This window comes from Streptomyces sp. BBFR25, from assembly GCF_044590125.1.
Lineage (GTDB): Bacteria > Actinomycetota > Actinomycetes > Streptomycetales > Streptomycetaceae > Streptomyces > Streptomyces canus_D.
In genome coordinates this window covers 2,307,772-2,333,784 of record NZ_CP172447.1, presented here as the reverse complement: position 1 = coordinate 2,333,784, position 26,013 = coordinate 2,307,772, and the positions used below count along the sequence as shown (strand labels likewise).

The following is a 26,013-nucleotide window of genomic DNA, read 5'->3' as shown; positions in this document are numbered from 1 at the left end:
GACGGCGGCGAACAAAATAGCGAACGCCGGGGGACCGGCGGAGCGGCGGGGTGCGCCGTGCCGTAACCTCGGCACCCGGATGCCACAGGGCAGGGGTGACGGGGGAGTTCGCATGGCCGCGATCAGTCTCACCAAGGTGCGGGAGAGGGCGCCCGCGCTGGTCGATCTGTACAAGACCGCCGGGGTGTCGCTCACCAAGCACGGCATGGCGGAGACCCGGGCCGCGGTCTATCTCGTCGTCGACTACTCCGGCTCCATGAAGCCGTACTACAAGGACGGCAGCGTGCAGGCGCTCGCCGACCGGGTGCTGAGCCTGTCCGCCCACCTCGACGACGACGGCACCGTGCCCGTGGTGTTCTTCTCCACCGACGTCGACGCCGTCACCGAGATCGCGCTCGCCGACCACGAGGGCCGCGTCGAGCGGATCGTGGCCGGACTCGGGCACATGGGCAAGACCAGCTACCACCTGGCCATGGACGCCGTCATCGACCACTACCTGGACAGCGGCGCCCGCCACCCCGCCCTGGTCGTCTTCCAGACCGACGGCGGCCCGATCAACCGGCTCGCCGCCGAGCGCTACCTGTGCAAGGCGGCGCCGCTGCCGCTGTTCTGGCAGTTCGTCGGCTTCGGCGATCCCGACAGCCGCCAGTTCGAGTACCTGCGCAAGCTGGACGAACTCGCGGTGCCCGGCAAGCGCGTGATCGACAACGCCGGGTTCTTCCACGCGGGCCGCGACCCGCGGAAGGTGACCGACGCCGAGCTGTACGACCGGCTCGTGGGCGAGTTCCCCCAGTGGCTGGCGGCCGCACGCGCCCAGGGCATCGTGCGGCCCGCCTGAGCCCGGCGGTCAGTGCCTGAGCGAGAAGCCCAGCGCGACCCGGGCGGACACCTCCACCACTCCCGGGGCCAGCGCGCCGGGCGGGCCGCCGCCCGCCGAGGCGCGGAAGGCGGCGACGGGCTCGGACTCCACGTCCTGGATGTGCAGGACCGGCCCCAGCCGCGCGTCCGCCGCCTCCGCGTACACCTCGGCCTTGCGGCGGGCCGCGGCCACGGCCCTGCGCCGTGCCTCGTCGAGCAGTGCGGGCCTGTCGCGCACGTCGAACTCGACGCCGTCGATCCGGTGCGCGCCCGCCTCCACCACGTCCGCGACCAGCCGCTCCAGCCCGTCCAGCGCCTCGGTCTCCACCGCGTACGAGGCCTGGCACCGGTAGCCGAGCAGCGTGCGGCCACCGCCGTGCCCGCCGTACTCCGAGCTGAGGCCCAGCCGGGAGCCGGAGACCGAGGCGTCCGGCACACCGTGTCGCCGCAGTACCTCCCGCAGCCGGGCCACGGCCTGACCGGCCCGCTGGAAGGCCTGCTCCGGCGACGGCTCCAGGACGTCCACCGCCGGCCGCACCCGCGCGAACGACGGCTCCGCCCGCACCGAGCCCGAGCCGAACACGCTGATGCCCCAGGGTTCTTCGATGGCCTGTGTCATACGGGCATTGAAGCAGCGACCCGGCACCGCGCGCCCCCGATTACGTGTCGCACTCCAGCACCGTCCGGCACAGCCCGCACCGCGCCCGGACCCGCCCCCGCACCGGCACCCTGATCCGCTGGTGGCAGGTCGGGCAGGGAAACGACACCCGCAGCTGCCCCGGGGTCTGGGCGGTGAAGGCGTAGGGGCCGCCGTCCGCGGCGGGACCGGCGGGACGCGGCTCCTGCGCGTGCCGCCGGTCCCGGGCGTAGCGGCGGCGGCCCGCCCAGCCGGCCGCGGTCAGCGGCGGCTGCTGCCCGTCCCGCCGCGCCCGGGCCATGCCCTTGCCGTACGCCGTGTAGGCCTGCGGACTCGTGAACCACACCGACGGGTCCTCGCCGAACACCAGCGCCCGCTTGGCCAGCACGTAACCGAACTCCTCCGGCGTCAGGTACCCCAGCTTCTGCGAGGTCGCCGCGTCCTCCCGGTAGGCGTCGAGCAGCAGCCAGCCGGCGCCCAGGTACGTCGTCGCCGTGTCGGTGAGGATCTCGTTGTCCCGGGTGGAGGGGAAGGACAGGTCGAGGCGGTGCAGGTACACGTGCATCACCTCGTGCGCGAGGGCCGCGCCGATGTCCCGGCGATGGGTGCGGAAGCGGTCGTTCAGCTCGATGAAGTACTCGGGACCGGCCGTCAGCTCGACGTTCGCCGCGTGGGTCATCTCGCGGAACGAGACGATCATGCGGGCGTCGGGCAGCCGGTAGTGCCGCACCAGCTCGTGCGCCACCCGCTGCGTGCCCAGGTACAGGTCGTCCGTGTCGCAGAACGCCACGTCCACCGGGGCCACACTGGCCGAGAACGTCCGGACGGTGTCGTACGACAGCCGCCGGTACAGCGCCGTGACCGCCTCCCGCACCGTCTCCAGGTGCGGGAACCCGTGCTCGACCGGTCCGCCGTTCGCCACGCCCGACCCCCAAGACGCCTGGACCCTGCCTCCTGAACCCTGCCCCCACTGTACGAGGACCCCGCGGCGTTCAGCGCCTGAGACGGTCTGCGGCAGCCGGGCCGGCGCCCGTAGGGTGTGCGCCCATGACCACCAGCAACACCGGTACCGATGCCGTCGAACCCGCCGTCCGCGAGGAGCTGGCCCGGCTGCGGGACAGCATCGACAACATCGACGCGGCCGTCGTCCACATGCTCGCCGAACGCTTCAAGTGCACCCAGCAGGTCGGCCATCTCAAGGCCCGCCACCGGCTGCCGCCCGCCGACCCCGCCCGGGAGGCCCAGCAGATCGCCCGGCTGCGCACCCTCGCCGAAAGCGCCAAGCTGGACCCGGCGTTCGCCGAGAAGTTCCTGAACTTCATCGTCGCCGAGGTGATCCACCACCACGAGCGCATCGCGGAGAGCAACGGCGGCGGCGCGCGGGCCTGGGACTGAGACGGGCGCCGCGCCCCCGTCCTCGGGGGCGCACGCCCCAGGGGGCGCGACGGCCGCCGCGGAGGAACGGACATACGGCGCGTACCGAACCGCCTCTGTGCCCTGCCCACCGCATCAGGCAGCATGTCGTGCATGTCCGTACTGACGCGCGACGAAGCGCAGACCCGTGCCCGGCTCCTCGACGTCCACCACTACGCGATCGACCTCGATCTGACCCGTGGGGACGACACCTTCGACTCCCGGACCGCCATCCGGTTCACCGTCCGCGGCGACACGGACAGCACGGACACGTTCGTCGAGGTCAAGCCCGCCCAGCTGCGCGCCGTCACCCTGGACGGACAGCCCCTGGATCCGGCCGCCCTGGACGAGAACCGGCTGGCGCTGAAGAACCTCGCGCCCGGCGAGCACGAGCTGCGCGTCGACGCCGCCATGCGCTACTCCCGCACCGGCGAGGGCATGCACCGCTTCACCGACCCCGCCGACGGCGAGACCTACGTCTACACCCAGCTCTTCCTGGACGACGTCCAGCGGGTGTACGCCGCCTTCGACCAGCCCGACCTCAAGGCCGTCTTCGACCTCACCGTGACCGCCCCCGAGGGCTGGACCGTCCTCGCCAACGGCGTCACCGAGGACACCGGAGAGGGCCGCTGGAAGGCCGCCACCACCCCGCTGATCTCCACCTACCTGGTCGCCGTCGCCGCCGGCCCCTGGCACTCCGTGCGCACCGAGCACCGCGGCCTGCCCTTCGGCATCCACTGCCGCCGTTCGCTCGCCCCGTACCTGGACGCCGACACCGACGAACTCTTCGAGGTCACCCGGGCCTGCTTCGACCGCTACCACGAGAAGTTCGACGAGCCCTACCCCTTCGACTCCTACGACCAGGCGTTCGTCCCCGAGTTCAACGCCGGTGCCATGGAGAACCCCGGCCTCGTCACCTTCCGCGACGACTTCGTCTTCCGCTCCGCCGTCACCGACACCCAGCGGCAGACCCGCGCCATGGTCATCGCCCACGAGATGGCGCACATGTGGTTCGGCGACCTCGTCACCCTGCGCTGGTGGGACGACATCTGGCTGAACGAGTCCTTCGCCGAGTACATGGGCTACCAGACCACCGCCGAGGCCACCCGCTTCACCGACACCTGGACCGAGTTCGGCGTCACCCGCAAGGCCTGGGGCTACGACGCCGACCAGCGCCCCTCGACCCACCCCGTCGCTCCCGAGAACGTCCTGGACACCGCCTCCGCGCTGCTCAACTTCGACGGCATCTCCTACGCCAAGGGCGCCTCCGCCCTGCGCCAGCTCGTCGCCTGGCTCGGCGAGAAGGACTTCCTGGCCGGCATCAACACCCACTTCGAGCGGCACAAGTTCGCCAACGCCTCCCTCGCCGACTTCATCGACTCCCTGGCCGCCGCCACCGACCGCGACGTCCACGCCTGGGCCGAGACCTGGCTGCGCACCACCGGCGTCGACACCCTCGTCCCGAGCGTCACCGGCGACAACGGCAGCCGCGCCCTCACCGTCCGGCGCACCGGCGAGCGCCCCCACCGCATCGCCGTCGGCCTCTACGACCAGAGCCCCGGGGACGAGGGCCGCCTCACCCCGCGCGAACGCCTCGACCTCGACGTCCCCCAGGCCGAGCCCCGGCCCATCGGCAAGCTCCCCGCCCTGGTCGTGCTCAACGACGGCGACCTGAGCTACGCCAAGATCCGCTTCGACGCCGACTCCTTCCGGGCCGTCCGCGAGGGCCTGTCCGGCCTGCCCGACCCGCTCACCCGGGCCGTCGTCTGGAACGCCCTCAGGGACGCCGTCCGCGACGGCGAACTCCCCGCCGCCACCTACCTCGACATCGCCCGCGCCCACCTCCCGCACGAGACGGACCTCGCGCTCGTCGACGGCGTCCTCGCCTTCGCCGCCGGACAGATCGCCGACCGCTACGTCACCCCCGAGCGGCGGCCCGCCGCCCTGAGCACCCTCGCCGAGCTGTGCCGCGACCTCATCCGCCGCACCGAGGACGGCGACCACCCCGGCCTGCGCCTGATCGCCGTGCGCCACCGCATCGCGACGGCCGCCCACCCCGACACCATCGCCGCCTGGCTCGCCGACGGCATCGTCCCCGGCGGCCCCGAACTCGACCCCGAGCTGCGCTGGAGCATCCTCACCCGGCTCGCCGTCCTCGGCGCCGTCGACGAGGACGCCATCGCCGCCGAGCTGGCCATCGATCCGAGCGCCACCGGCCAGGAGGGCGCCGCCCGCTGCCGTGCCGCGCTGCCGGACGCCGAGGCCAAGGCCCGCGCCTGGGAGGCCATGTTCGCCTCCGACGACCTCTCCAACTACCTGTTCACCGCCACCGCCCAGGGCTTCTGGCAGCCCGAACAGACCGACCTCGTACGGGAGTACGTACCGCGCTACTACCCCGAGGCCGTCGCGCTCGCCGCCCGCCGCGGCCCCGCCATCGCCGAGGCCGCAGGACGCTGGGCCTTCCCCGCCCACGCCGTCGACGCCGACACCCTCCGCCTCGGCCAGGAGTGCCTCGCCGACGCCGACCCGATCCCCGCCCTGCGCCGCAAGCTCGCCGACCAGCTCGACGACCTGGCGCGGGCCCTGCGGGTACGGGAGGCGAACACGGACTGACGCACCGGACGCGGCCGGTCCGCCTCCTGCCGTGGCGCAGGGGGACCGGCCGCGTCGCCGGTCGAGAGCCGCCGGGATACCCCTTTCGGGTTGCGATCACTGAGCTGTCCGGGCGAACGCGCCCTTCCACGTGGAAGCTGGAACCCCAGCCCCCGTGCCCGGAGGACAGCTCATGGGCATGCCGCCCCTCGCCTCGGGCCCGCACGGCACCGACGCCCTGCGGCCCCTGCTCGACACCGTGCTCGACGCCCTGCGCGCCGGCACGGCCGCACGCGGCGGCCCGCTGCCCGCGGGCGGCCCCGGCGCCGTCGCCGCCCGGCTGGCGGACGCGGCCGGCGACATCCTGCCCGACCGGGGCGACCCCGACGCGCTCCGCGTCCTGGTCACCGCGCTCGCCGAGGGCGCGGCCGACCCCGCCCACCCCCTGTGCGCCGCCCACCTGCACACCCCGCCGCTCGCCGTCGCGGCCGCCGCCGACCTCGCCGCGAGCGTCCTCAACCCCTCCCTCGACTCCTGGGACCAGGCACCCGCCGCCTCCGCCCTGGAAGCCCTCGTCACCCGTGCGCTGGCCCGGGAGACCGGCGCTGCCGACGCCGTCGTCACCACCGGCGGCACCGAGTCCAACCAGCTCGCCGTCCTGCTCGCCCGCGAGAAGCACGGCGCGGGCCTCAGGCTGGTCCACGGGGCGGGCGCCCACCACTCGCTGCCCCGCGCCGCCTGGCTCCTCGGGCTGCCCGACCCAGTCGCCGTCCCCGCCCCCGCCGGCACCCTCGACCCCGCCGCCCTCGACGAGGCCCTCACCCAGGTCCCCGGTCCGCACCTCGTCGCCGCCACCGCGGGCACCACCGACGCCGGGCTCATCGACCCGCTGCCCGAGATCGCCGCCCGCTGCGCCGCCCACGGCGCCCGCTTCCACGTCGACGCCGCCTACGGCGCGGGCCTCCTGTTCAGCGCACGGCACCGCGCACGGCTCGCGGGACTGGAGGCCGCCGACACCGTCGCCCTGGACCTGCACAAGCTCGGCTGGCAGCCGATCCCCGCGGGGCTCCTCACCGTCACGGACGCCGACGACCTCACCGCCCTCCACCACCGCGCCGACTACCTCAACGCCGACGACGACACCGAGGCGGGCCTCCCCGATCTCCTCGGACGCTCCCCGCGCACCAGCCGCCGCCCCGACGTTCTGAAGACCGCCGTCACCCTCTAGACCCTGGGCCGCGCCGGACTGGGCGCCCTCGTCGACGCGGTCTGCTCCCTCGCCCAGGAACTCGCGGCACTGGTCGAGACCCACCCCGGGTTCGAACTGCACGCCCCGCCCACCATCAGCACGGTCCTGTTCCGGCCCGCGGGAGCGAGTGACGACGCCGTCGCCGCCGTACGCCGAGCGCTGCTCACCACCGGCCGCGCCGTCCTCGGCCGGGCCCGCGCCGACGGCCGGCTCTGGCTCAAGGCGACCCTGCTGAACCCCCACACCCGCCCAGACGACCTCGCAGCACTCCTGACACTCGTGGAAGGACACGTCCCGCGATGAACACCTCCGCGCCCCAGACCCCCGACGCCCCCCGCGACCTCGTCGGCATCGGCATCGGCCCCTTCAACCTCTCCCTCGCGGCCCTCGCCGACCCCCTCACCGGCCTCGACACCGTCTTCTACGACCAGCGCCCCGGCTTCCGCTGGCACCCCGGCCTGCTCCTCGACGGCGCACGCGTCCAGGTGCCCTTCCTCGCCGACCTGGTCACCCTCGTCGACCCGGCGAGCCCCTGGACCTTCCTCAACCACCTCAGGGCCAGAGAACGCCTCTTCCCCTTCTACTTCGCCGAACGCTTCCACATCGAGCGCGCCGAGTACGACGCCTACTGCCGCTGGGTCGCCGAGAACCTGCCCGCGCTCCGCTTCCACCACCAGGTGGACGCGGTGCGCTGGAACCCCGACCGCGACCTCTTCGAGGTCGACTACACCCAGCTCGACGCCGGCGGGGAGGCCGTGGCCCTCGGCCGCACCCACACCAGGAACGTCGTCCTCGGCGTCGGCACCGAACCCCACGTCCCCGACGCGCTCCGGCCCCTGGTCGAGGACCCCACCGTCCCCGTCGTGCACGCCGCCGACTACCTCCGCCACCGCGACACGCTCCTGGCCGCCGGGCACGTCACCGTCATCGGCACCGGCCAGTCCGGCGCTGAGGTCTTCCTGGACCTGCTCCGCCACCGCCCCGCGGGCCGCGAGCGGCTGCACTGGCTGGGCCGCACCGAGGCCCTGGCGCCCATGGAGTACTCCAAGCTCGGCCTCGAACACTTCACCCCCGACTACACCCGCTACTTCCACGGCCTGGCCGAACCGGTCCGCGACCGCCTCGTCGCCGCCCAGTGGCAGCTGCACAAGGGCATCGACGCCGACACCACCGCCGCCATCCACGACGAGCTGTACCGGCGCACCCTCGACGGCGGCTGGCCCGACACCACCCTCACCCCCGGCGTCCACGTCCGCACCGCCGGACGCATCGCCGCCACCCAGGTCGAACTCCACCTGGAACACGAGCAGCAGAAGACCCGCTCCCGCCTCACCACCGACGCCGTCGTCCTCGCCACCGGCCACCGCGAACGCCCCCTCGGCCGCCTCCTCGCCGGTCTCGACCCCTACATGCGGCGCGACAACTCCGAACGCCCCCGCGTCGACGACCGCCACCGCCTCGTCCTGGACCCCTGTGTCGGCGGCTCCGTCTACGTCCAGAACGCCGAGACGCACACCCACGGGGTCGGCACGCCCGACCTGGGGCTCGCCGCCTGGCGCAGCGCGACCATCCTCAACGACCTCACCGGCCGGGAGCCGTACCCGCTGCCCGCCCGCACCGCCTTCACCACCTTCGGCCTTCAGGGCGGCCGGCCCCAGATCCCGTCCGCACGCCGGCACCGGACGCTCACGCCCCTGGTGGACGGAGTCTGAGGAGGCGGCCGCCTCAGGGGAGACCGTCAGAACACCGGCGTGCCGTCGCGCGTCAGCGACCAGTCCACGGACGCGAAGTCCTTCGGGTCCAGGACGCCCTTCGCGGTCGCCCACTCCGCGATCCGGGTGCGGATCTCCGTCGACTCCGACCACAGCTCCTTGGCCGACGCCACGTGCGGGAAGGCGCCGCCGCCGTTGGCCCGGTAGTTGTTCACGGCCAGCACGAACTGCTGGGCGTCGTCCAGCGGGGCGCCGGCGTAGGTGAGGTTCTTGATCCTTGAACCGGCCGCCTGCGCGATGTCGATCTCGTACTTCAGGCCCGAGACGTAGTCGTAGTTGTAGTCCGGGCGGCCGCCCGCGTTGGTCAGCTTGTCCACGTCCACCGGAGCACCGGCGGCCGTGCGCACGTAGTACTCCGCCGAGTACTCCAGGTACGCCCGCAGCTGCGCACCCGTCAGCAGCTTCGCGACCAGCGTGTTGTCGTACACGTACAGGCTCGACAGGTCCCGGATCGTCACCTCGCCGGCCGGGATCTCGGAGGTCCGCGAGAAGGGCGACGCCTGCGCGAGGACCGGCAGCGAGGCGTACTCCGTGCCCGCCAGCGCCTCCTTGACCACGTCCTCCTGCACCTTGGTGATCAGGTCGATGATCGGGGCGTCCTTGTACCGCGCCTCGACCGTCGTCAGCGTCTCGGTGGCGGTGCCGACGACCTGGTTGACGTACGCCACCACCTTCGCGTGCTCGTCCGCCAGCAGCCTCGTGATCCGTGGGTCGTCCTCCACCGCGTTGGAGTTGCGCAGCGACGCCGTCACCGACTCGACGTGCCAGCGGCCCCGCTCGAAGACCAGCTCGAAGTCGAACAGGGTGAGCCGCTCGGCGTAGCACAGCGGCTCCGACAGCACGACCGTCTTCCCGGTCTTCTCGTTGACGACCCTCAGCTCGGCGATCTCCTCGTGCGCGTGGCCGACCAGGATCGCGTCGATGCCCGGCACCTGCCGGGCCACGTTGGCCGCCGCGTTCTCGACGTAGGGGACCTGGTCGCCGTAGGAGGACGTGCCCGAGGAACCCGAGTGCGCCGAGACGACCACCACGTCCGCGCCCATCGAACGCAGCTTCGGCACCCACTTGGCCGCCTGCTCCTCCAGGCCCGGGAAGGCCAGCTTCCCCTGCACGTACGCCTTGTCCCAGATCGCGATGCCCGGGTTGGTCAGCCCCAGCACCGCCACCTTCACCGGCGGCGCGCCCTTCACCCGGAACGTCTTCATGAAGTACGGCGGGAAGGCGGGCTTCAGGGTCTTGGCGTCGACCGCGTTCGCGCCGAGCAGCGGGAAGTCGCACTGCTCCTCGAACCGGCGCAGCGTCTCGATGCCGTAGTTGAACTCGTGGTTGCCGAGGGCCACCGCGTCGTAGCCGATGGCGTTCATCGCCTGCGCCATCGGGTGCACCGGACCGCCCTCGGCGGTGATCGGGTCCACCTTGGCGTAGTAGTACGTCAGCGGGGTGCCCTGGATGGTGTCGCCCGCGTCCAGCAGCAGGGTGTTGTGGCGGCCCTTCTCCTCGCGGACCCGGTTCACCAGGGTGGAGATCCGGCCGAGGCCCTGGGCGTTGCCCGCGGTGTCCGTGTACTCGGCGTCCTTGAAGTAGTCCCAGTTGAAGACGTGGCCGTGCAGGTCGGTGGTGCCGAGCACGGTCAGCGCGTACCGCTTGGGCCTGCGGCGGCCCCGGTGCGCGGGGGCCGCGGCCTCGGCCGCCGGAGCAGCCGCCGCGCCGGCCAGGGCGACCCCCGCCCCCGTCACGGCGGACCTGCTCAGGAACGTACGGCGGTTCAACGGCATGACTGACTCTCCTCGGTGGACCCGTGCAGACAGTGGCAACGCGCGTAGATTCTGTCCTGAACATGTCTGCTGTCAAGAGGCGCAGTCCCACTCGAATGCTCATCAGAGCGGTCCGCCGCGCAATTCAACACTTGTCAAAATCCCTTTACTCAAAGGTTGTTGAGTGGTCATGCGTGGCCAATTCGCTACCCGGCAGTAAGTCATAGGCTCGACTCATGCGCCGAGCAAAGATCGTCTGTACTCTTGGGCCCGCCACCGACTCGTACGACCAGATCAAGGACCTGGTCGACGCCGGTATGGACATCGCCCGCTTCAATTTCAGCCACGGCACCCACGCCGAACACGAGGAGCGTTACCGCCGGGTCCGCAAGGCGTCCGACGAGACGGGCCGCAGCGTGGGCACCCTCGCCGACCTTCAGGGTCCGAAGATCCGCCTCGGCCACTTCGGTGAAGGGCCCGTACTCCTTGAACGCGGCGACAGCTTCACCATCACCGTCGAGGAGGGCGTCGAGGGCGACCGCCACACCTGCGGTACGACGTACGCGGGCCTCGCCGAGGACGTCACCCCCGGTGAGCGCGTCCTCGTCGACGACGGCAAGGTCTGCCTGGAGGTGACCGGCGTCGACGGGCCCCGCGTGCGCACCCGGGTGATCGAGGGCGGCATGGTCTCCGACCACAAGGGCCTCAACCTGCCCGGCGTCGCCGTGTCCGTGCCCGCCCTGTCGAAGAAGGACGAGGACGACCTGCGCTGGGCGCTGCGCAGCGGCTTCGACGTCGTCGCGCTGTCCTTCGTGCGCAGCGGGCGGGACGTCCTGGACGTGCACCGCATCATGGACGAGGAGGGCCGCCGCCTGCCCGTCATCGCCAAGGTCGAGAAGCCGCAGGCCGTGGAGAACATCGAGGACATCGTCGCGGCCTTCGACGGGATCATGGTCGCCCGGGGCGACCTCGGCGTCGAGATGCCCCTGGAGCAGGTGCCGATCGTCCAGAAGCGCGCCATCAAGCTGGCCAAGCGCAACGCCAAGCCGGTCATCGTCGCCACCCAGATGCTCGACTCGATGATCGACAACGCCCGCCCGACCCGCGCGGAGGCCTCCGACGTCGCCAACGCGGTCATCGACGGCACGGACGCGGTGATGCTCTCCGGCGAGACCAGCGTGGGCAAGCACGCGACCGACACGGTGCGCACCATGGCCCGGATCGTCGAAGCCGCGGAGGAGGACATCCTGGCGAAGGGACTGCCCCCGCTGACCGAGCGCAACAAGCCCCGCACCCAGGGCGGCGCGGTGGCCCGCGCGGCGGCCGAGATGGGCGACTTCCTCGGCGCGAAGTTCCTGGTCGCCTTCACCCAGTCCGGCGACACCGTCCGCCGCCTGTCGCGCTACCGCTCGCCCATTCCGCTGCTCGCCTTCACCCCGGAACCGGCGACCCGCTCGCAACTGAGCCTGACCTGGGGCGTGGAGACCTTCCTCGGCCCGCACGTGGACTCCACGGACGCGATGGTCGACCAGGTGGACGAGCTGCTCACCCGGTACGGGCGGTGCGAGAAGGGGGACACCGTGGTCATCACGGCCGGCTCCCCGCCGGGGGTGTCCGGTACGACGAACCTGGTGCGGGTGCACCACATCGGGGAGGACGACCGCTGAACGGGTGTTCCCGCGGCGGCTTCGGGATGCCTTCGAAACGAAGGTAAAGTGCCCCGGGTGGGACTCGAACCCACACTGAATGCCTTTTGAGGGCATCGTCTCTGCCGATTGGACTACCGGAGCCTCTTCGAACCGAAGGTCAGTGTAGCCCCTCGGTGACTCAAACATACAGGAGCTAGGTAGGCTCTTGTCAGCAGTACCCCTGCCCCGAACGAGGAGCCCACGTGACCGCCCCCGAGTCGCCCCAGCCCGTAGACGACGTGCCCGACGACGACCAGTCGCACGTGCCTCCGCTGACGACCCGTGTCGTCATCGCCGAGGACGAGGCGCTCATCCGGCTGGACCTCAAAGAGATGCTGGAGGAGGAGGGGTACTCCGTCGTCGGCGAGGCCGGTGACGGTGAGCAGGCCGTGGAGCTGGCCCGCGAGCACCGGCCCGACCTGGTGATCCTCGACGTCAAGATGCCCAAGCTCGACGGCATCTCCGCGGCCGAGAAGATCGCCGAGGAGTCCATCGCGCCGGTGCTGATGCTGACCGCCTTCTCGCAGCGCGACCTGGTCGAGCGGGCCCGGGACGCCGGAGCCATGGCGTACCTGGTGAAGCCGTTCAGCAAGAGCGACGTCGTGCCGGCGATCGAGATGGCCGTCTCGCGGTTCACCGAGCTGAAGGCGCTGGAGAAGGAGGTCGCCGACCTCAGCCTCCGCCTGGAGACCCGCAAGCTGGTGGACCGCGCCAAGTCGGTGCTCCAGACGGAGTACGGGCTGACCGAGCCGGCCGCCTTCCGCTGGATCCAGAAGACCTCCATGGACCGGCGGATGTCGATGCAGCAGGTGGCCGAGGCGGTCATTCAGGACGCCGAGGAGAAGAAGGCGTCCAAGGGCTGAGCCCTTCGACGTACGAGTGAGGCCCGCGCCCCCCCGTACCGGGGGCGCGGGCCTCACTCGTACGGTGCGCGTCAGTCCTCGCCGAGGTAGGCCTTGCGGACCGACTCGTCGTGGAGCAGGTCCTGGCCGCTGCCGGACAGGACGATGTTGCCGACCTCCATGACGTGGCCGTGGTCGGCCAGGGACAGGGCGGCCTGGGCGTTCTGCTCGACCAGCAGGATGGTGGTGCCCTGGGACTTCAGCTCCGCGATCGTCGCCATGATCTTCTGCATCATGATCGGCGAGAGGCCCATGGAGGGCTCGTCGAGCATGAGCAGTTTCGGCTGCGACATCAGGGCGCGGCCCATGGCGAGCATCTGCTGCTCACCGCCGGACAGGGTGCCCGCGGCCTGCTTGCGGCGTTCACCGAGGATCGGGAAGAGGTCGTAGGCGCGCTGGATGTCCTTCTCGATGCCCGGCCGGTCGCTGCGCAGGAAGGCGCCGAGGCGCAGGTTGTCCTCGATCGTCATGCGCGGGAAGATGTGCCGCCCCTCGGGCGAGTGGGCGAGCCCCAGCGAGACGATCTGGTGCGCGGGGACCTTCTTGAGCGACTTGCCGCCGAACCTGATCTGGCCGCCGACCGGCTTCAGCAGCCCCGACAGGGTGCGCAGCGTCGTGGTCTTGCCGGCGCCGTTGGTGCCGATGAGGGTGACCACCTCGCCGGCGTCCACCTTGAAGGAGATGCCCTTGACGGCCTCGATCTTGCCGTAGGCGACGCGGAGGTCCTCGACCTCGAGCAGTGCGGTCATCGGTCGTTCTCCTTGCCGGCCGCGGTGTCCGTGGTGGTGTCGGCCTGGGCGGCCTGCGCGGCCTGCGCGGCTTCGGCGGCTTCCACTTCGGCCGCCTCCGCGGCGCCGGGGTCGTCGGCGAGCGGCTCGCCCAGGTAGGCGGCGACCACGCGTTCGTCGCCCTGCACCGTGGCGCTGTCGCCCTCGACGAGCTTCTCGCCCTGCACGAGCACGGCGACGCGGTCGCAGAGGTTGAAGATGAACCGCATGTCGTGCTCGATGACGAGGACGGCGATGCCCTGGTCGCGGATGGCGAAGACCAGTTCCTCGGTGGCCCGCGTCTCCTGCGGGTTCATGCCGGCCGTCGGCTCGTCCAGGAGCAGCAGCCCCGGCTCGCTGGCCAGCGCGCGGGCGATCTCCAGCTTGCGCTGCTCGCCGTAGGGCAGGTTGCGCGCGAGGTGGTCGGCCTTGGCCGCGAGGCCCACGAACTCCAGCAGCTCCGTGGCGCGTTCGCGGGAGGCGGCCTCCGCGCGGTGGAAGCCGGGACCGCGCAGCACGGCCGACCAGAAGCCCTCCTTGGTCCGCGTGTGCCGGCCGACGAGGACGTTCTCCAGCACCGTCATGTTGCCGAACAGCCGGATGTTCTGGAAGGTACGGGCGATGCCGGCGGCGGTCACCTTGAAGGACTTGGCCGGCAGGACCTGGCCCTTGTAGCGGACCTCGCCCTCGGTCGGGATGTAGAGGCCGGTCAGGCAGTTGAAGAAGGTCGTCTTGCCGGCGCCGTTGGGGCCGATCAGGCCGACGATCTCGCCGCTGGCGACGGTGAGGTCGACGCCGTTCACGGCGGTCAGTCCGCCGAAGCGCATCGTGACACCGCGTGCGTCGAGGATGGTGGTGCCGGGGGCCGGGGCGCCCGGTGCGGTGTCCTTGGTGGTGGTGTCGGTGGTCATGGTGGTCAGGCCCCTGTCTTGCTCAGGACTGCGGGCGCTTCGGCCTCTTCGTGGAACTCCAGCTTGCGGCGCCGGTTGGCGATGAGGCCCTCCGGGCGGAAGCGCATCAGCAGGACGAGCGCGAGCCCGAAGGCGAGGAGCTGGTAGTCGTCGAGGAACTGGAGCTTGTTGGGGATCAGGAACAGCAGCGCCGCACCGATCAGCGGACCGGCGATGGTGCCCATGCCGCCGAGCACGACCGCGGCGAGCAGGAAGGCCGAGTTGGGCGGGGTGGTGCCGGCGAAGAGGTACTGCTCGGGGGTGACGGTGTAGGTGACGTGCGCCTGGACGGTGCCGGCCAGACCGGCCAGCGAGGCGCCGACGGCGAACGCGATGAGCTTGACGCGGAAGCCGTTGATGCCCATGGCCAGCGCGGCGGTCTCGTCCTCGCGGATGGCGACCCAGGCGCGGCCGATGCGGGAGTCGCCGCTGCGCCGGAAGACGAGCACGACGACCGCCGTGATGATCAGCATCAGCAGGAAGTAGTTGGCGAACCGGCCGAGGGTGAAGCCGCCGATGTCGTGCGAGACGCCGAGGTCGAAGCCGAGGACGTTGAGGTCGGGGATGGACGAGATGCCGTTGGAGCCGTTGGTGACGTCCGGGCCCGAGGTGCCGTCCAGGTTGTTGGCGGTGATCCGGAAGATCTCACCGAAGCCGAGGGTCACGATGGCCAGGTAGTCGCCGCGCAGCCGCAGCGTGGGCGCGCCGATCAGGACGCCGAAGACCAGGGAGGCGGCCGCGCCGACCAGGACCGCGGCCCAGAAGGGCAGGTGCAGGTCGAAGGGCGAGCTGGGGGAGCCGGAGACCATGGAGGCGGCGTAGGCGCCGACGCCGAGGAAGGCCACGTAACCGAGGTCGAGCAGGCCGGCGAGGCCGACGACGATGTTCAGTCCCAGCGCGACGGTGGCGAAGATCAGGATGTAGACGCCGAGGGTGGCGTACTGGTCGTCGGACTGGGTGAAGGGGAAGCAGGCCGCCGCGATGAAGGCGCCGCAGACGGTGATGTTCTGGTGCCGTGCGGTGATCTCGGTGGCGCGGCTGATCAGCCCGGACCGGTGCAGCGCGGCGAAGCCGAAGCCGGCGACGATCAGGAAGCCGATGAACAGCTCGTCGTACTCGGTGCCGATGCCGTACGTGAAGACCAGCAGGGCCAGCGCGAGGACGGCGACGATGACGAGGATCTCGACGTAGGAGGGCAGTGCGCGCAGGGGCCGGGGCTCCTTGGAGGCGAAGGCCGCGCGGACGGTCTGCCAGTTCTGGGAGCTGGTGTGCTTGAACTGGTCCCAGCCGGAGTCGTCGGGGTCGAACGGGTCGGGCTCGGGACGCTCGAAGGGCAGGGCCAGGGCGCCCAGGAACGCGACCAGGGTGACGGCCGCGGCGATGTAACCGCCGGGTTCGAGGTTGACGACGCCGCCGAGCTTGGTGCTGATCGCGACGATCGTGTACCAGGTGGTGGCGAAGGCGGCGAGCGCGGCGAACTTGAGCGCCGCGTCGGCACCGGCGGGTACGAGCCAGCGCAGCCCCTTGACGCCGTAGGACGCGAGGCCGAAGAGGGCGGTCAGCGCGCCGGCGATCAGCACCAGGACCTGCAGGCCGCCCGGGTAGCCGTAGACGGTGAGGTCGCCGGGGAACTCCGCGGTCCAGGTCCAGGCGAGGAACGTGGAGACGACGGTGAGGACGCCGCCGCCGGTGGCGAGGGCACGGCCGAGGTTCACGGGTATGCCGATGAGGCCCGAGGCGTCGTTCCCGGCGGGGGCGCCGGTGCTCTTCGGCGCGGTGGTCTGTGTGGTCATCGGTGTCACGCCCTGTCCGCAACGCGTTCGCCGAGCAGGCCCTGCGGCCTGAACAACAGCACGAGGATGAGGAGGATGAAGGCCCAGACGTCCGCCCAGGACTGGCTGCCGAACTTGTCCAGGCCGGGGATGTCGGCGATGTAGGCGGTGGCCAGGGTCTCGGCGACGCCGAGGACGACACCGCCGATCATGGCGCCGTAGATGTTGCCGATGCCGCCGAGGACCGCCGCCGTGAACGCCTTGAGACCGAGGATGAAGCCCATCTTGAACTCGATCTGGCCGTACTTGAGGCCGTAGGCGACACCGCCGACGGCGGCGAAGACGGCGCCGAGCGCGAAGGCGACCACGATGATGCGGTCCGTGTTGACGCCCATCAGTTTGGCGGTGTCCGGGTCCTGGGCGGTGGCCTGCATGCCGCGACCGGTGCGGGTGCGCATCACGAAGTAGCCGAGCAGCGCCATGCTGACCGGGGCCGCGATCAGCAGGAAGATGTCGCCGGTCTGGATGGTGACGTCGCCGATGTGGAAAGGCCCGCCGTCGATCTGCGGGAAGGGCCGCGCGGACTTCGCGTCCGGGTACCAGGCCCACACCGCCTGCTGCAGGGCGAGGGAGAGGCCGATCGCGGTGATCAGGGGCGCGAGCCGGGGTGCGCCGCGCAGGGGGCGGTAGGCGAACCGTTCCGCCCCGACGGCGACGGTGGTGGAGACGATCACCGCGCCGAGCAGCATCAGGGGCAGGGCGATCAGCATGGAGGTGCCGTCGGGCAGGATGTACATGTAGACCGTGAGCGCGCCGAAGGCGCCGGTCATGAAGATCTCGCCGTGGGCGAAGTTGATGAGCTGGACGATGCCGTAGACCATTGTGTAGCCGATGGCGACGAGCCCGTACATGGATCCCAGTAGCAGGCCGTTGACCAGCTGCTGCGGCAGTTCGTTCACCGCATGTCCTCCGAGACTTTCGGACGTTCGACGGATATGGCCGGATGCGAGTCCGCGCGGGGCGCCTGTGGAACAGCGCCCCGCGCGGCTCGTGGGCTGTGGTGCGGGGTCGGTCAGCCGGTGTAGGTACCGGACTTGACGTCGTTGAAGGCTCCGTTCTCGACGGAGTAGACGGTGAGCTGCTTGTTGGTCGCGTCACCGAACTCGTCGAAGGAGACCTTGCCGGTCACACCGTCGAAGGAGACGTTCTGCATGGCCTCGGTGACCTTGGCGCGGGCGTCGTCGGGAAGCTTCCCGCCGTTGTCGCCGACGACCTTCTTGACGGCCTCGATGATCGCCCAGGCGGAGTCGTAGGAGTAGCCGCCGTAGGCCGCGTAGTCCTCCTTGTAACCGGCCGCCTTGTAGTCGGCCACGAACTTCTTGGCGGAGGGCAGGGACTCGACGGGTGCGCCGACGGAGGTGGCGAGGTCGCCGTTGGAGGCGGCACCGGCCAGCTTGATGAAGGTGTCGTCCTTGATGCCGTCGCCGCCGACCAGCGGGATCTTGGCGCCGGCCTCCTTGATCTGCTTGCTGAGCGGGCCGGCCTGCGGGTACTCACCGCCGTAGTAGACGACGTCGGCGCCGGAGTTCTTCACCTTGGTGGCGACCGAGGAGAAGTCCTTGGTGTCGGGGTTGATGTGCTCGGTGCCGACGACCTTGCCGCCGAGCTTCTTGAACTCCTCGGTGAAGGTGGCGGCGAGGCCCGCGCCGTAGGTCTTCTTGTCGTCGATGACGAAGACCTTCTTCTTCTTGGCGTCGTTGTAGACGTACTGCGCGGCGAACGGGCCCTGGATGGCGTCCGTGGTCGCGGTGCGGAAGTACGACTTGTACGGGCGGACCTTCTTGTTGCGCCAGTCCGGGCCCTGGGTGAGGGAGGGGCCGGTGTTGGCCGGGGAGACCTCGACCAGCTTGGCGCTGTCGAAGACCTTCTGCATGGACTCGCCGACCGACGAGTTCAGCGGGCCGACGACGCCGAGGACGTCCTTGTTGGCGACGAAGCTGCTGGCGTTCTGCTGGCCGACGGAGGGCTGGCCCTGGTCGTCGAGTGCCTCGACCTTGAAGGTGATGCCCTCGACGGTCTTGTCCTTGTTGGCCGTCTTGGCCGCGAGGTCCGCCGAGTTCTTGATGCCGAGGCCGAGCGCGGACAGGTCGCCGGTCAGCGGGGCGTCGACACCGATGACGACAGTGGTGCCTCCGCCGCCGTTGCCGGAGTCGGAGCCGCCGTCGTCGTCGCGCGAGCCGCAGGCGGTGAGGGTGAGCGCTCCCGCCGCCAGAGCGGCGGTGATGGCGATGAGCGAACGTTGACGCACGATCAGTCCTTTCCCTGGCACGGCCGCTTCCCCGTGGAGGCGGTCGAGTCGAGCGCGAGGCCGAAATGACAATCCGACGGCGCGGTGACTGGCCGTGACTCTAAGCGTGTGTGGGGAAGGTGGAGGAGGGTCTGACTGAGGCTGTGACTCTCTTGTTATGACACCGGGTATTGCAGAGCGGTACTCGATGGGAAGAAGGGCTGAATTCAGGCTGATTCGCCCTGTCCGCATGCTGAGAACCCGCAGGACGAGCGGCCCGGGTTCAGGTGTCTGGGGCGTTTTGCTGATTACCTTGAATCGTTGCTGCAGGCGACCTCAAGAGCCTGGGAGAGGTCCCGCGCATAGCGCGCCCCCAGGATGAAACTGTGGGCTTCTATTGCGCGCGCATTACGCAGTGTTACATCCAGGAAAGGGAGTCCGGGATTCCGGGGCGCTTTTTCACATTCCGTCACCCGTAGCGTGACAATGATCTTGCGGGTGGAATGCGATTTTGTCTGGAAAGGTACCGCCGGGGAGGACGTCACCGACAGGCCGTCGTAGGGCTGGGCCAGCCGCGTCACGGTGACGGGCGGTCCCGACCGCACGCTCAGCAGGACGGTGAAGCGGTAGCCGCCCGCGGTGGCCCCCGGCGAGCCGGCCGCCGGGGCCAGGTAGACGAGGTCGACCGCCTGCGAAGGGTAGGGCGCGGGAGGAGCGGGGCGCGGCTGGGCACGGCTCGCGTACAGGTAGCCGCCGCCCGCCAGGACGACGAGGACGGCGCCGGAGGCGAGGACCGTCCGGCGGTGGCGCTCGTAGCGCAGGGCGAGCCGTCCGCGCGGCCGGGGTGGCGGGCTCTCCCGGACGCGGGTGTCCTCGCCCGGCTCGACCGGTCCTATGCCGCTCATCGCTGCCACGGGCCGACGCTCGGACCGCCGTCGCGGTACCGCTCGGCACACGCCCGGCGCACCTGGCGGTCGATCGACTCATCCGCGGCCGGGGCGCCTTGGTCCCGCTCCCTGGCCCGTGCCGCGTCCACGACCTCCCGCAGGATGTCGTACTGCCGGTTGGACAGTCCCATCGACTGATAGTCGCCGTAGGGCTCGCCGCCGTCCAGCATCTCGCGCGCCCAGTACCCGACGGCGCTCACGCACAACTCCGCGCCGGACAGGGGTCGCGGGGAGGGGGAGGGCGGGGAGGACACGGACGCGCCGCGCGCGGCACCGGGGGAACCGCCCGGCCCGTCACCCGAGTTGCCGCAGCCGACGACCACGACGGCCGCCAGCAGCGTCAGCGCCGCCCGTCCCCGCCGGAGTGCCCCTCCCCGTCCCATGGCCCGACGCTAGGACGCGGGACGACCGGGGGCAATGCCGCGGGCGGCACCGGCACGCGCCGCGCCCCCGAGTCTCCGGTGAGGGTGTTCAGCCCGCCGTGGCACCGTCGCCGGGGTTCACGTCCCGCAGCAGGCAGGTCAGGCGGGCGGTGCACACCCGGCGGTCCTGCTCGTCGCTGATCACGACCTCGTACGTCGCCGTCGACCGGCCCCGGTGCACCGGCGTGGCCACCCCGGTGACCAGACCGGAACGGGCCCCGCGGTGGTGGGTGCAGTTCAGGTCGACGCCGACGGCGATCTTGGAGGCGCCGCCGTGCAGCATCGAGCCGACCGACCCGAGCGTCTCGGCGAGCACGGCCGAGGCACCGCCGTGCAGCAGACCGTACGGCTGGGTGTTGCCCTCCACCGGCATCGTGCCGACGACCCGGTCCGCCGACGCCTCGACGATCTGGACACCCATGCGGGTCCCCAGGTGCCCGGCGGAGAACAGCGCGGGCAGGTCGACGCCGAGCGCAGCGTACTCGTCGATGACCTCCTGCGGGAACTGCACCTGCTGCTGCTCGCCCATGGGCCGGCTCCGTTTCGTCGATCCGTCTGGGCCGTCCGGCCGTCCGCTCGGGGACCGGCCGGCCGTCCGGCCGTCCGCTTCGCTGAGCAAACGCTCAGTCGGTCGCCGATTGTTCCAGACGGACGACCACGGACTTGCTGGCCGGGGTGTTGCTGGTGTCCGCGGTGGCGTCCAGCGGCACCAGGACGTTGGTCTCCGGGTAGTACGCCGCCGCGCAGCCCCGGGCCGTCGGGTAGTGCACGACGCGGAAACCGGGCGCCCGCCGCTCCACCCCGTCCCGCCACTCGCTCACCAGGTCGACGTACGAGCCGTCCGCGACGTCCAGCTTCCGGGCGTCCTCCGGGTTGACCAGGACCACGCGGCGGCCGTTCCTGATCCCCCGGTAGCGGTCGTCCAGGCCGTAGATCGTGGTGTTGTACTGGTCGTGCGAGCGCAGCGTCTGGAGCAGCAGCCGCCCCTCGGGCAGCTCGGGGAACTCGACCGGCGCGGCGGTGAAGTTGGCCTTGCCGGTGGCCGTCGGGAAGCGGCGCTCGTCGCGCGGGGCGTGCGGCAGGGCGAAGCCCCCGGGGTGCGCCACGCGCGCGTTGAAGTCCTCGAAGCCCGGCACCACCCGCCCGATGCGGTCGCGGATCCTCGCGTAGTCCTTCTCGAACTCCTCCCACGGCGTGCGGCTGCCCTCGCCCAGCACCCGGCGCGCCAGCCGGCACACGATCGCGGGCTCGGACAGCAACTGCCGGCTCGCGGGCTCGAGCCGTCCGCGGGAGGCGTGCACCATGCCCATGGAGTCCTCCACGGTCACGAACTGCTCGCCGCCGCCCTGGAGGTCGCGCTCCGTGCGGCCCAGCGTCGGCAGGATGAGCGCCCGTGCGCCCGTGACCGCGTGCGAGCGGTTCAGCTTCGTCGACACGTGCACGGTGAGCCGGGCGCGGCGCATCGCCGCCTCGGTCACCTCGGTGTCGGGGGAGGCGGAGACGAAGTTGCCGCCCATGGCGAAGAAGACCTTGGCGTCGCCGTCGCGCAGCGCGCGGATGGCCCGGACGACGTCGTAGCCGTGCTCGCGCGGCGGGGCGAAGCCGAACTCCTTCTCCAGGGCGTCCAGGAAGGCTGGTGCGGGCCGCTCGAAGATGCCCATCGTCCGGTCGCCCTGCACGTTGGAGTGGCCGCGCACCGGGCAGACGCCCGCGCCGGGACGGCCGATGTTGCCGCGCAGCAGCAGGAAGTTCACGACCTCGCGGATCGTGGGCACCGAGTGCTTGTGCTGGGTCAGGCCCATCGCCCAGCACACGATGGTGCGCTCGGAGGCGAGCACCATGCGCAGCGCCGCCTCGATCTCCGCGCGCGTGAGACCGGTCGCCGCGAGCGTCTCGTCCCAGTCGGCGGCGCGGGCGGCCGCCGCGAACTCCTCGTAGCCGTGCGTGTGTTCCCCGACGAAGGTCTCGTCGACCGCGCCCTCGGTCTCGAGGATCAGCTTGTTCAGGAGCCGGAACAGCGCCTGGTCGCCGCCGAGACGGATCTGCAGGAACAGGTCGGTGAGGGAGGCGCCCGCGGTGAGCCCCTTGGGGGTCTGCGGGTTCTTGAAGCGCTCCAGACCCGCCTCGGGCAGCGGATTGACGCTGATGATCCGCGCGCCGTTCGCCTTGGCCCTCTCCAGCGCCGAGAGCATCCGCGGGTGGTTGGTGCCCGGGTTCTGGCCCGCCACGATGATCAGGTCGGACTTGTACAGGTCCTCCAGCAGGACACTGCCCTTGCCGACGCCGATGGTCTCGGACAGGGCCGAGCCGGACGACTCGTGGCACATGTTGGAGCAGTCCGGCAGGTTGTTGGTGCCCAGCTCGCGCGCGAAGAGCTGGTAGAGGAACGCCGCCTCGTTGCTGGTGCGCCCGGAGGTGTAGAAGACCGCCTCGTCGGGCGAGTCCAGCGCGGCGATCTCCTCCGCGACGATGTCGAAGGCGCGCTCCCAGGTCACCGGCTCGTAGTGCTCGCCGCCCTCCGGCAGGTACACCGGGTGCGTCAGCCGGCCCTGCTGGCCCAGCCAGTAGCCGCTGCGGGTCGCGAGGTCGGCCACGGGGTGCGCGGCGAAGAACTCCGGGGTGACGCGGCGCAGGGTGGCCTCCTCGGCCACGGCCTTCGCGCCGTTCTCGCAGAACTCCGCCTTGTGCCGGTGGTCGCCCTCCGGCCAGGCGCAGCCCGGGCAGTCGAAGCCGTCCTTCTGATTGACGCGCAGGAGCGTCAGCGCCGTCCGCTTCACACCCATCTGCCGCTGCGCGACCCGCAGGGTGTGGCCGATCGCCGGGATGCCCGCCGCCGCGTGCTGGGGCTCCGAGACCTGCGGCGCGTCCTGAACCGGATCACCCTTGGGCGGCTTGCTCGCCATCGCGCGCTCCTTCGCGTACACGTGTGAAGTACGTCTCCGATCCTCGCACGCGCCGGCGACGGCTTGAGGTGCCGGGCGGTAGGGGCGCCCCAAAGGGGCGCGGGGCTCCGTTCGATGTGCGGCTCCGCCGCGTGGGCGCGACCAGCCACAACGCACCCGCAGCATGAAACCGTGCCAGTGCCACCGGCGCTCGCGGCACCGACTGTCAGTGGCCCATGGCAGGATCGGAGTCGTGGCGAAGACAGCATCGAAGAAGACCGACAGCACCTCCGGCGACCGACCGCGGCTGATGCTCATGGACGGACACTCGCTGGCGTACCGCGCGTTCTTCGCGCTGCCCGCGGAGAACTTCACGACCGCGACTGGCCAGCCGACCAACGCGATCTACGGCTTCGCGTCGATGCTGGCCAACACCCTGCGTGACGAGGCGCCCACGCACTTCGCGGTGGCGTTCGACGTCTCCCGCAAGACCTGGCGCTCCGAGGAGTTCACCGAGTACAAGGCGAACCGCTCCAAGACCCCGGACGAGTTCAAGGGGCAGGTGGAGCTGATCGGCGAGCTGCTCGACTCCATGCACGTGCCCCGCTTCGCCGTCGAGGGCTTCGAGGCCGACGACGTCATCGCCACCCTCGCCACCCAGGCCGAGGCCGAGGGCTTCGACGTGCTGATCGTCACCGGCGACCGGGACTCCTTCCAGCTGGTCAGCGAGCACACCACGGTCCTGTACCCGACCAAGGGCGTCTCCGAGCTGACCCGCTTCACCCCGGAGAAGGTCTTCGAGAAGTACGGGCTGACCCCCGCCCAGTACCCCGACTTCGCGGCGCTGCGCGGCGACCCGTCCGACAACCTGCCCGGCATCCCGGGCGTCGGCGAGAAGACCGCCGCCAAGTGGATCAACCAGTTCGGGTCGTTCGCGGAGCTGGTCGAGCGCGTCGACGAGGTCAAGGGCAAGGCCGGGCAGAACCTGCGCGACCACCTGGAGTCCGTGAAGCTCAACCGCCGGCTCACCGAGCTGGAGCGTCGGGTCGAGCTGCCGAGGACCGTCACCGACCTGGAGCGGACGGCCTACGACCGCAAGGGCGTCGCGGTGATCCTGGACACCCTGGAGATCCGCAATCCGTCCCTGCGCGAGCGGCTCTACGCCGTGGACCCGGGCGCCGAGGAGGCCGAGGCCACCCCGGTGGTCGCGGACGGCGTGGAACTGGACGGCACCGTGCTGGGCACGGGCGAGCTGGCCGGCTGGCTCGCCGAGCACGGCACACGGCCGCTCGGCGTGGCCACGGTCGACACCTGGGCCCTGGGCACCGGCTCGGTCGCCGAGGTCGCGCTCGCCGCGTCCGACGGGAAGGCCGCCTGGTTCGACCCGACGGAGATCGACGAGGCCGACGAGACGGCGTTCCGCTCCTGGCTCTCCGACCCGGACCGGCCGAAGGTCTTCCACAACGCCAAGGGCGCCATGCGCGTCTTCGCCGAGCACGGCTGGAGCGTCGCCGGCGTGGGCATGGACACCGCGCTGGCCGCCTACCTGGTCAAGCCGGGGCGCCGCTCCTTCGACCTGGACGCGCTGTCCCTGGAGTACCTGCACCGCGAGCTGGCCCCCGCCGCCGCGGCCGACGGACAGCTCGCCTTCGGCGCGGACGAGGGCGCCGAGGCCGAGGTGCTGATGGTGCAGGCCCGCGCCATCCTCGACCTGGGCGAGACCTTCGAGAGCCGCCTGGCGGACGTCGGCGCCGCCGACCTGCTGCGCGACATGGAGCTGCCCACCTCCGCGCTGCTCGCCCGCATGGAGCGGCACGGCATCGCGGCCGACCGGGAGCACCTCCAGGCCATGGAGCAGATGTTCGCGGGCGCCGTCCAGCAGGCCGTGAAGGAGGCGCACGCGGCGGCCGGCCGCGAGTTCAACCTGGGCTCGCCCAAGCAGCTCCAGGAGGTCCTCTTCGGCGAGCTGAACCTGCCCAAGACCAAGAAGACCAAGACCGGCTACACCACCGACGCCGACGCCCTGGCCTGGCTCGCCGCCCAGACGGACAACGAACTGCCGGTGATCATGCTCCGCCACCGCGAGCAGGCCAAGCTGCGCGTCACGGTGGAGGGCCTGATCAAGACGATCGCCGCGGACGGGCGCATCCACACCACGTTCAACCAGACGGTCGCCGCGACCGGCCGCCTCTCCTCCACCGACCCGAACCTGCAGAACATCCCGGTCCGCACCGACGAGGGCCGGGCGATCCGCCGCGGCTTCGTGGTCGGCGAGGGCTTCGAGTCCCTGATGACGGCCGACTACAGCCAGATCGAGCTGCGGGTGATGGCCCACCTCTCCGAGGACGCGGGCCTTACCGAGGCGTTCACGTCCGGCGAGGACCTGCACACCACCGCGGCCGCCCAGGTCTTCTCCGTCGAGCAGTCCGCCGTGGACGCCGAGATGCGCCGCAAGATCAAGGCCATGTCCTACGGCCTGGCGTACGGACTGTCCGCCTTCGGCCTCTCCCAGCAGCTGAACATCGAGGCGGCCGAGGCCCGCGGCCTGATGGACGCCTACTTCGAGCGCTTCGGCGGCGTACGGGACTATCTGCGCCGGGTCGTCGACGAGGCACGGGCCACGGGATACACGGCGACCCTCTTCGGCCGCCGCCGCTACCTCCCCGACCTCAACAGCGACAACCGCCAGCGCCGCGAGGCGGCCGAGCGGATGGCCCTGAACGCGCCGATCCAGGGCACGGCGGCCGACATCGTCAAGATCGCCATGCTCAACGTGGACAGGGCGCTGCGCGAGGCCGGTCTCAAGTCCCGCATGCTCCTCCAGGTCCACGACGAAATCGTCCTGGAGATCGCCCCGGGGGAGCGCGCGGCGGCGGAGGAGCTGGTCCGCCGCGAAATGGCGAACGCGGTACAGCTCAGGGTCCCCCTGGGCGTCTCGGTGGGCGCGGGCCCGGACTGGGAATCGGCCGCGCACTAGCCGTCCGCCTGCCGCTGGGGCGGCACGGGTGGGTGGGCGCAGCGGCACTCCGCAACGCCGGGCTGCGCCTCCCGCCCGCGCCCACCCCGTCGGCGCCGGCCCGTCACTCCGGTGGCCCCCGAGGAAACGCCCCGGCCCCGGTCT

The 26,013-nt window shown here is 71.3% G+C and carries 19 protein-coding genes, 1 tRNA gene and 1 pseudogene; 8 read left to right on the top strand and 13 right to left on the bottom strand.

Annotated elements, in window-relative coordinates; translation table 11 throughout:
* The first annotated feature begins 112 nt into the window (after nt 1–112).
* Entirely contained in the window at nt 113–838 is a 726-nt protein-coding gene (locus ACGH52_RS10605) for a VWA domain-containing protein (protein WP_210975546.1), read from the top strand.
* Nucleotides 839–847: 9 nt separating this feature from the next.
* Here the strand turns inward: ACGH52_RS10605 and ACGH52_RS10600 are convergent, their stop codons facing one another.
* Entirely contained in the window at nt 848–1,477 is a 630-nt protein-coding gene (locus ACGH52_RS10600) for an SIMPL domain-containing protein (protein WP_059299123.1), read from the bottom strand.
* A gap of 40 nt (nt 1,478–1,517) precedes the next feature.
* Nucleotides 1,518–2,417, bottom strand: coding sequence for a hypothetical protein (locus ACGH52_RS10595; protein WP_210975548.1), 900 nt, complete (start codon nt 2,415–2,417; stop codon nt 1,518–1,520).
* Nucleotides 2,418–2,542: 125 nt separating this feature from the next.
* Between ACGH52_RS10595 and ACGH52_RS10590 the strand changes: the two genes are divergently transcribed.
* From ACGH52_RS10590 to ACGH52_RS10575, 4 genes and pseudogenes are all read left to right on the top strand, one after another.
* Nucleotides 2,543–2,890, top strand: a complete 348-nt coding sequence (locus ACGH52_RS10590) for a chorismate mutase (RefSeq protein WP_399938737.1) — start codon at nt 2,543–2,545, stop codon at nt 2,888–2,890.
* Between the two features lie 132 nt (nt 2,891–3,022).
* Nucleotides 3,023–5,521, top strand: a complete 2,499-nt coding sequence (pepN, locus tag ACGH52_RS10585) for an aminopeptidase N (protein WP_399938735.1) — start codon at nt 3,023–3,025, stop codon at nt 5,519–5,521.
* Between the two features lie 172 nt (nt 5,522–5,693).
* Nucleotides 5,694–7,052, top strand: a pseudogene (locus tag ACGH52_RS10580) (pyridoxal phosphate-dependent decarboxylase family protein).
* On the top strand, nt 7,049–8,461 hold the full coding sequence (locus tag ACGH52_RS10575; RefSeq protein WP_210975551.1) for a lysine N(6)-hydroxylase/L-ornithine N(5)-oxygenase family protein: 1,413 nt from the start codon (nt 7,049–7,051) through the stop codon (nt 8,459–8,461). Before ACGH52_RS10580 ends, ACGH52_RS10575 begins: the two are co-directional and overlap by 4 nt.
* Nucleotides 8,462–8,487: 26 nt before the next feature.
* Here ACGH52_RS10575 and ACGH52_RS10570 read toward each other — a convergent pair whose 3' ends face one another.
* On the bottom strand, nt 8,488–10,296 hold the full coding sequence (locus ACGH52_RS10570; protein ID WP_121701513.1) for a bifunctional UDP-sugar hydrolase/5'-nucleotidase: 1,809 nt from the start codon (nt 10,294–10,296) through the stop codon (nt 8,488–8,490).
* Nucleotides 10,297–10,511: 215 nt separating this feature from the next.
* Here ACGH52_RS10570 and pyk point away from each other — a divergent pair, with 215 nt between their 5' ends.
* Nucleotides 10,512–11,942, top strand: a complete 1,431-nt coding sequence (pyk, locus tag ACGH52_RS10565; protein ID WP_059299130.1) for a pyruvate kinase — start codon at nt 10,512–10,514, stop codon at nt 11,940–11,942.
* 49 nt (nt 11,943–11,991) lie between these two features.
* Here the strand turns inward: pyk and ACGH52_RS10560 are convergent.
* Nucleotides 11,992–12,065: transfer RNA gene (locus ACGH52_RS10560), tRNA-Leu, on the bottom strand.
* Between the two features lie 101 nt (nt 12,066–12,166).
* On the opposite strand from ACGH52_RS10560, the gene ACGH52_RS10555 reads away from it, so the two are divergent.
* Complete coding sequence (locus tag ACGH52_RS10555) at nt 12,167–12,826, top strand: ANTAR domain-containing response regulator (RefSeq protein ID WP_059299131.1); 660 nt, start codon at nt 12,167–12,169, stop codon at nt 12,824–12,826.
* Between the two features lie 71 nt (nt 12,827–12,897).
* Here ACGH52_RS10555 and ACGH52_RS10550 read toward each other — a convergent pair whose 3' ends face one another.
* The 9 genes from ACGH52_RS10550 to ACGH52_RS10510 form a co-directional block, all read right to left on the bottom strand.
* Nucleotides 12,898–13,614: an ABC transporter ATP-binding protein gene (locus ACGH52_RS10550; RefSeq protein WP_011028095.1), complete on the bottom strand. Its 717-nt coding sequence runs from the start codon at nt 13,612–13,614 to the stop codon at nt 12,898–12,900.
* A complete protein-coding gene (locus ACGH52_RS10545) occupies nt 13,611–14,543 on the bottom strand; it encodes an ABC transporter ATP-binding protein (RefSeq protein ID WP_360840788.1) in 933 nt (310 codons plus the stop codon). The genes ACGH52_RS10550 and ACGH52_RS10545 overlap by 4 nt, the downstream gene beginning before the upstream one ends.
* Nucleotides 14,544–14,548: 5 nt before the next feature.
* Entirely contained in the window at nt 14,549–16,375 is a 1,827-nt protein-coding gene (locus tag ACGH52_RS10540) for a branched-chain amino acid ABC transporter permease (protein WP_121701510.1), read from the bottom strand.
* Between the two features lie 5 nt (nt 16,376–16,380).
* Nucleotides 16,381–17,313, bottom strand: coding sequence for a branched-chain amino acid ABC transporter permease (locus tag ACGH52_RS10535; protein ID WP_059299134.1), 933 nt, complete (start codon nt 17,311–17,313; stop codon nt 16,381–16,383).
* 113 nt (nt 17,314–17,426) lie between these two features.
* A complete protein-coding gene (locus ACGH52_RS10530; protein ID WP_171987110.1) occupies nt 17,427–18,662 on the bottom strand; it encodes a branched-chain amino acid ABC transporter substrate-binding protein in 1,236 nt (411 codons plus the stop codon).
* A gap of 287 nt (nt 18,663–18,949) precedes the next feature.
* Entirely contained in the window at nt 18,950–19,546 is a 597-nt protein-coding gene (locus ACGH52_RS10525; RefSeq protein ID WP_399946704.1) for a Tat pathway signal sequence domain protein, read from the bottom strand.
* On the bottom strand, nt 19,543–19,971 hold the full coding sequence (locus ACGH52_RS10520; RefSeq protein ID WP_076973859.1) for a hypothetical protein: 429 nt from the start codon (nt 19,969–19,971) through the stop codon (nt 19,543–19,545). The genes ACGH52_RS10525 and ACGH52_RS10520 overlap by 4 nt, the downstream gene beginning before the upstream one ends.
* Nucleotides 19,972–20,059: 88 nt before the next feature.
* Entirely contained in the window at nt 20,060–20,539 is a 480-nt protein-coding gene (locus ACGH52_RS10515) for a PaaI family thioesterase (protein ID WP_059299136.1), read from the bottom strand.
* Between the two features lie 94 nt (nt 20,540–20,633).
* Nucleotides 20,634–22,913 carry an FdhF/YdeP family oxidoreductase gene (locus ACGH52_RS10510; RefSeq protein WP_399938730.1) on the bottom strand — a complete coding sequence of 760 codons (2,280 nt, stop codon included), beginning with the start codon at nt 22,911–22,913 and terminating at the stop codon, nt 20,634–20,636.
* A gap of 232 nt (nt 22,914–23,145) precedes the next feature.
* Here ACGH52_RS10510 and polA point away from each other — a divergent pair, with 232 nt between their 5' ends.
* Complete coding sequence (gene polA, locus ACGH52_RS10505; RefSeq protein WP_076973857.1) at nt 23,146–25,869, top strand: DNA polymerase I; 2,724 nt, start codon at nt 23,146–23,148, stop codon at nt 25,867–25,869.
* Nucleotides 25,870–26,013 lie beyond the last annotated feature (144 nt).

Coding starts and splice junctions, on each gene's coding strand:
- ACGH52_RS10525 (WP_399946704.1), bottom strand. CDS start 19,546: ATGAGCGGCATAGGACCGGTCGAGCCGGGCGAGGACACCCGCGTCCGG.
- ACGH52_RS10515 (WP_059299136.1), bottom strand. CDS start 20,539: ATGGGCGAGCAGCAGCAGGTGCAGTTCCCGCAGGAGGTCATCGACGAG.
- ACGH52_RS10570 (WP_121701513.1), bottom strand. CDS start 10,296: ATGCCGTTGAACCGCCGTACGTTCCTGAGCAGGTCCGCCGTGACGGGG.
- ACGH52_RS10600 (WP_059299123.1), bottom strand. CDS start 1,477: ATGACACAGGCCATCGAAGAACCCTGGGGCATCAGCGTGTTCGGCTCG.
- ACGH52_RS10605 (WP_210975546.1), top strand. CDS start 113: ATGGCCGCGATCAGTCTCACCAAGGTGCGGGAGAGGGCGCCCGCGCTG.
- ACGH52_RS10550 (WP_011028095.1), bottom strand. CDS start 13,614: ATGACCGCACTGCTCGAGGTCGAGGACCTCCGCGTCGCCTACGGCAAG.
- ACGH52_RS10575 (WP_210975551.1), top strand. CDS start 7,049: ATGAACACCTCCGCGCCCCAGACCCCCGACGCCCCCCGCGACCTCGTC.
- ACGH52_RS10590 (WP_399938737.1), top strand. CDS start 2,543: ATGACCACCAGCAACACCGGTACCGATGCCGTCGAACCCGCCGTCCGC.
- ACGH52_RS10540 (WP_121701510.1), bottom strand. CDS start 16,375: ATGACCACACAGACCACCGCGCCGAAGAGCACCGGCGCCCCCGCCGGG.
- ACGH52_RS10510 (WP_399938730.1), bottom strand. CDS start 22,913: ATGGCGAGCAAGCCGCCCAAGGGTGATCCGGTTCAGGACGCGCCGCAG.
- pepN (WP_399938735.1), top strand. CDS start 3,023: ATGTCCGTACTGACGCGCGACGAAGCGCAGACCCGTGCCCGGCTCCTC.
- ACGH52_RS10545 (WP_360840788.1), bottom strand. CDS start 14,543: ATGACCACCGACACCACCACCAAGGACACCGCACCGGGCGCCCCGGCC.
- ACGH52_RS10520 (WP_076973859.1), bottom strand. CDS start 19,971: ATGGGACGGGGAGGGGCACTCCGGCGGGGACGGGCGGCGCTGACGCTG.
- pyk (WP_059299130.1), top strand. CDS start 10,512: ATGCGCCGAGCAAAGATCGTCTGTACTCTTGGGCCCGCCACCGACTCG.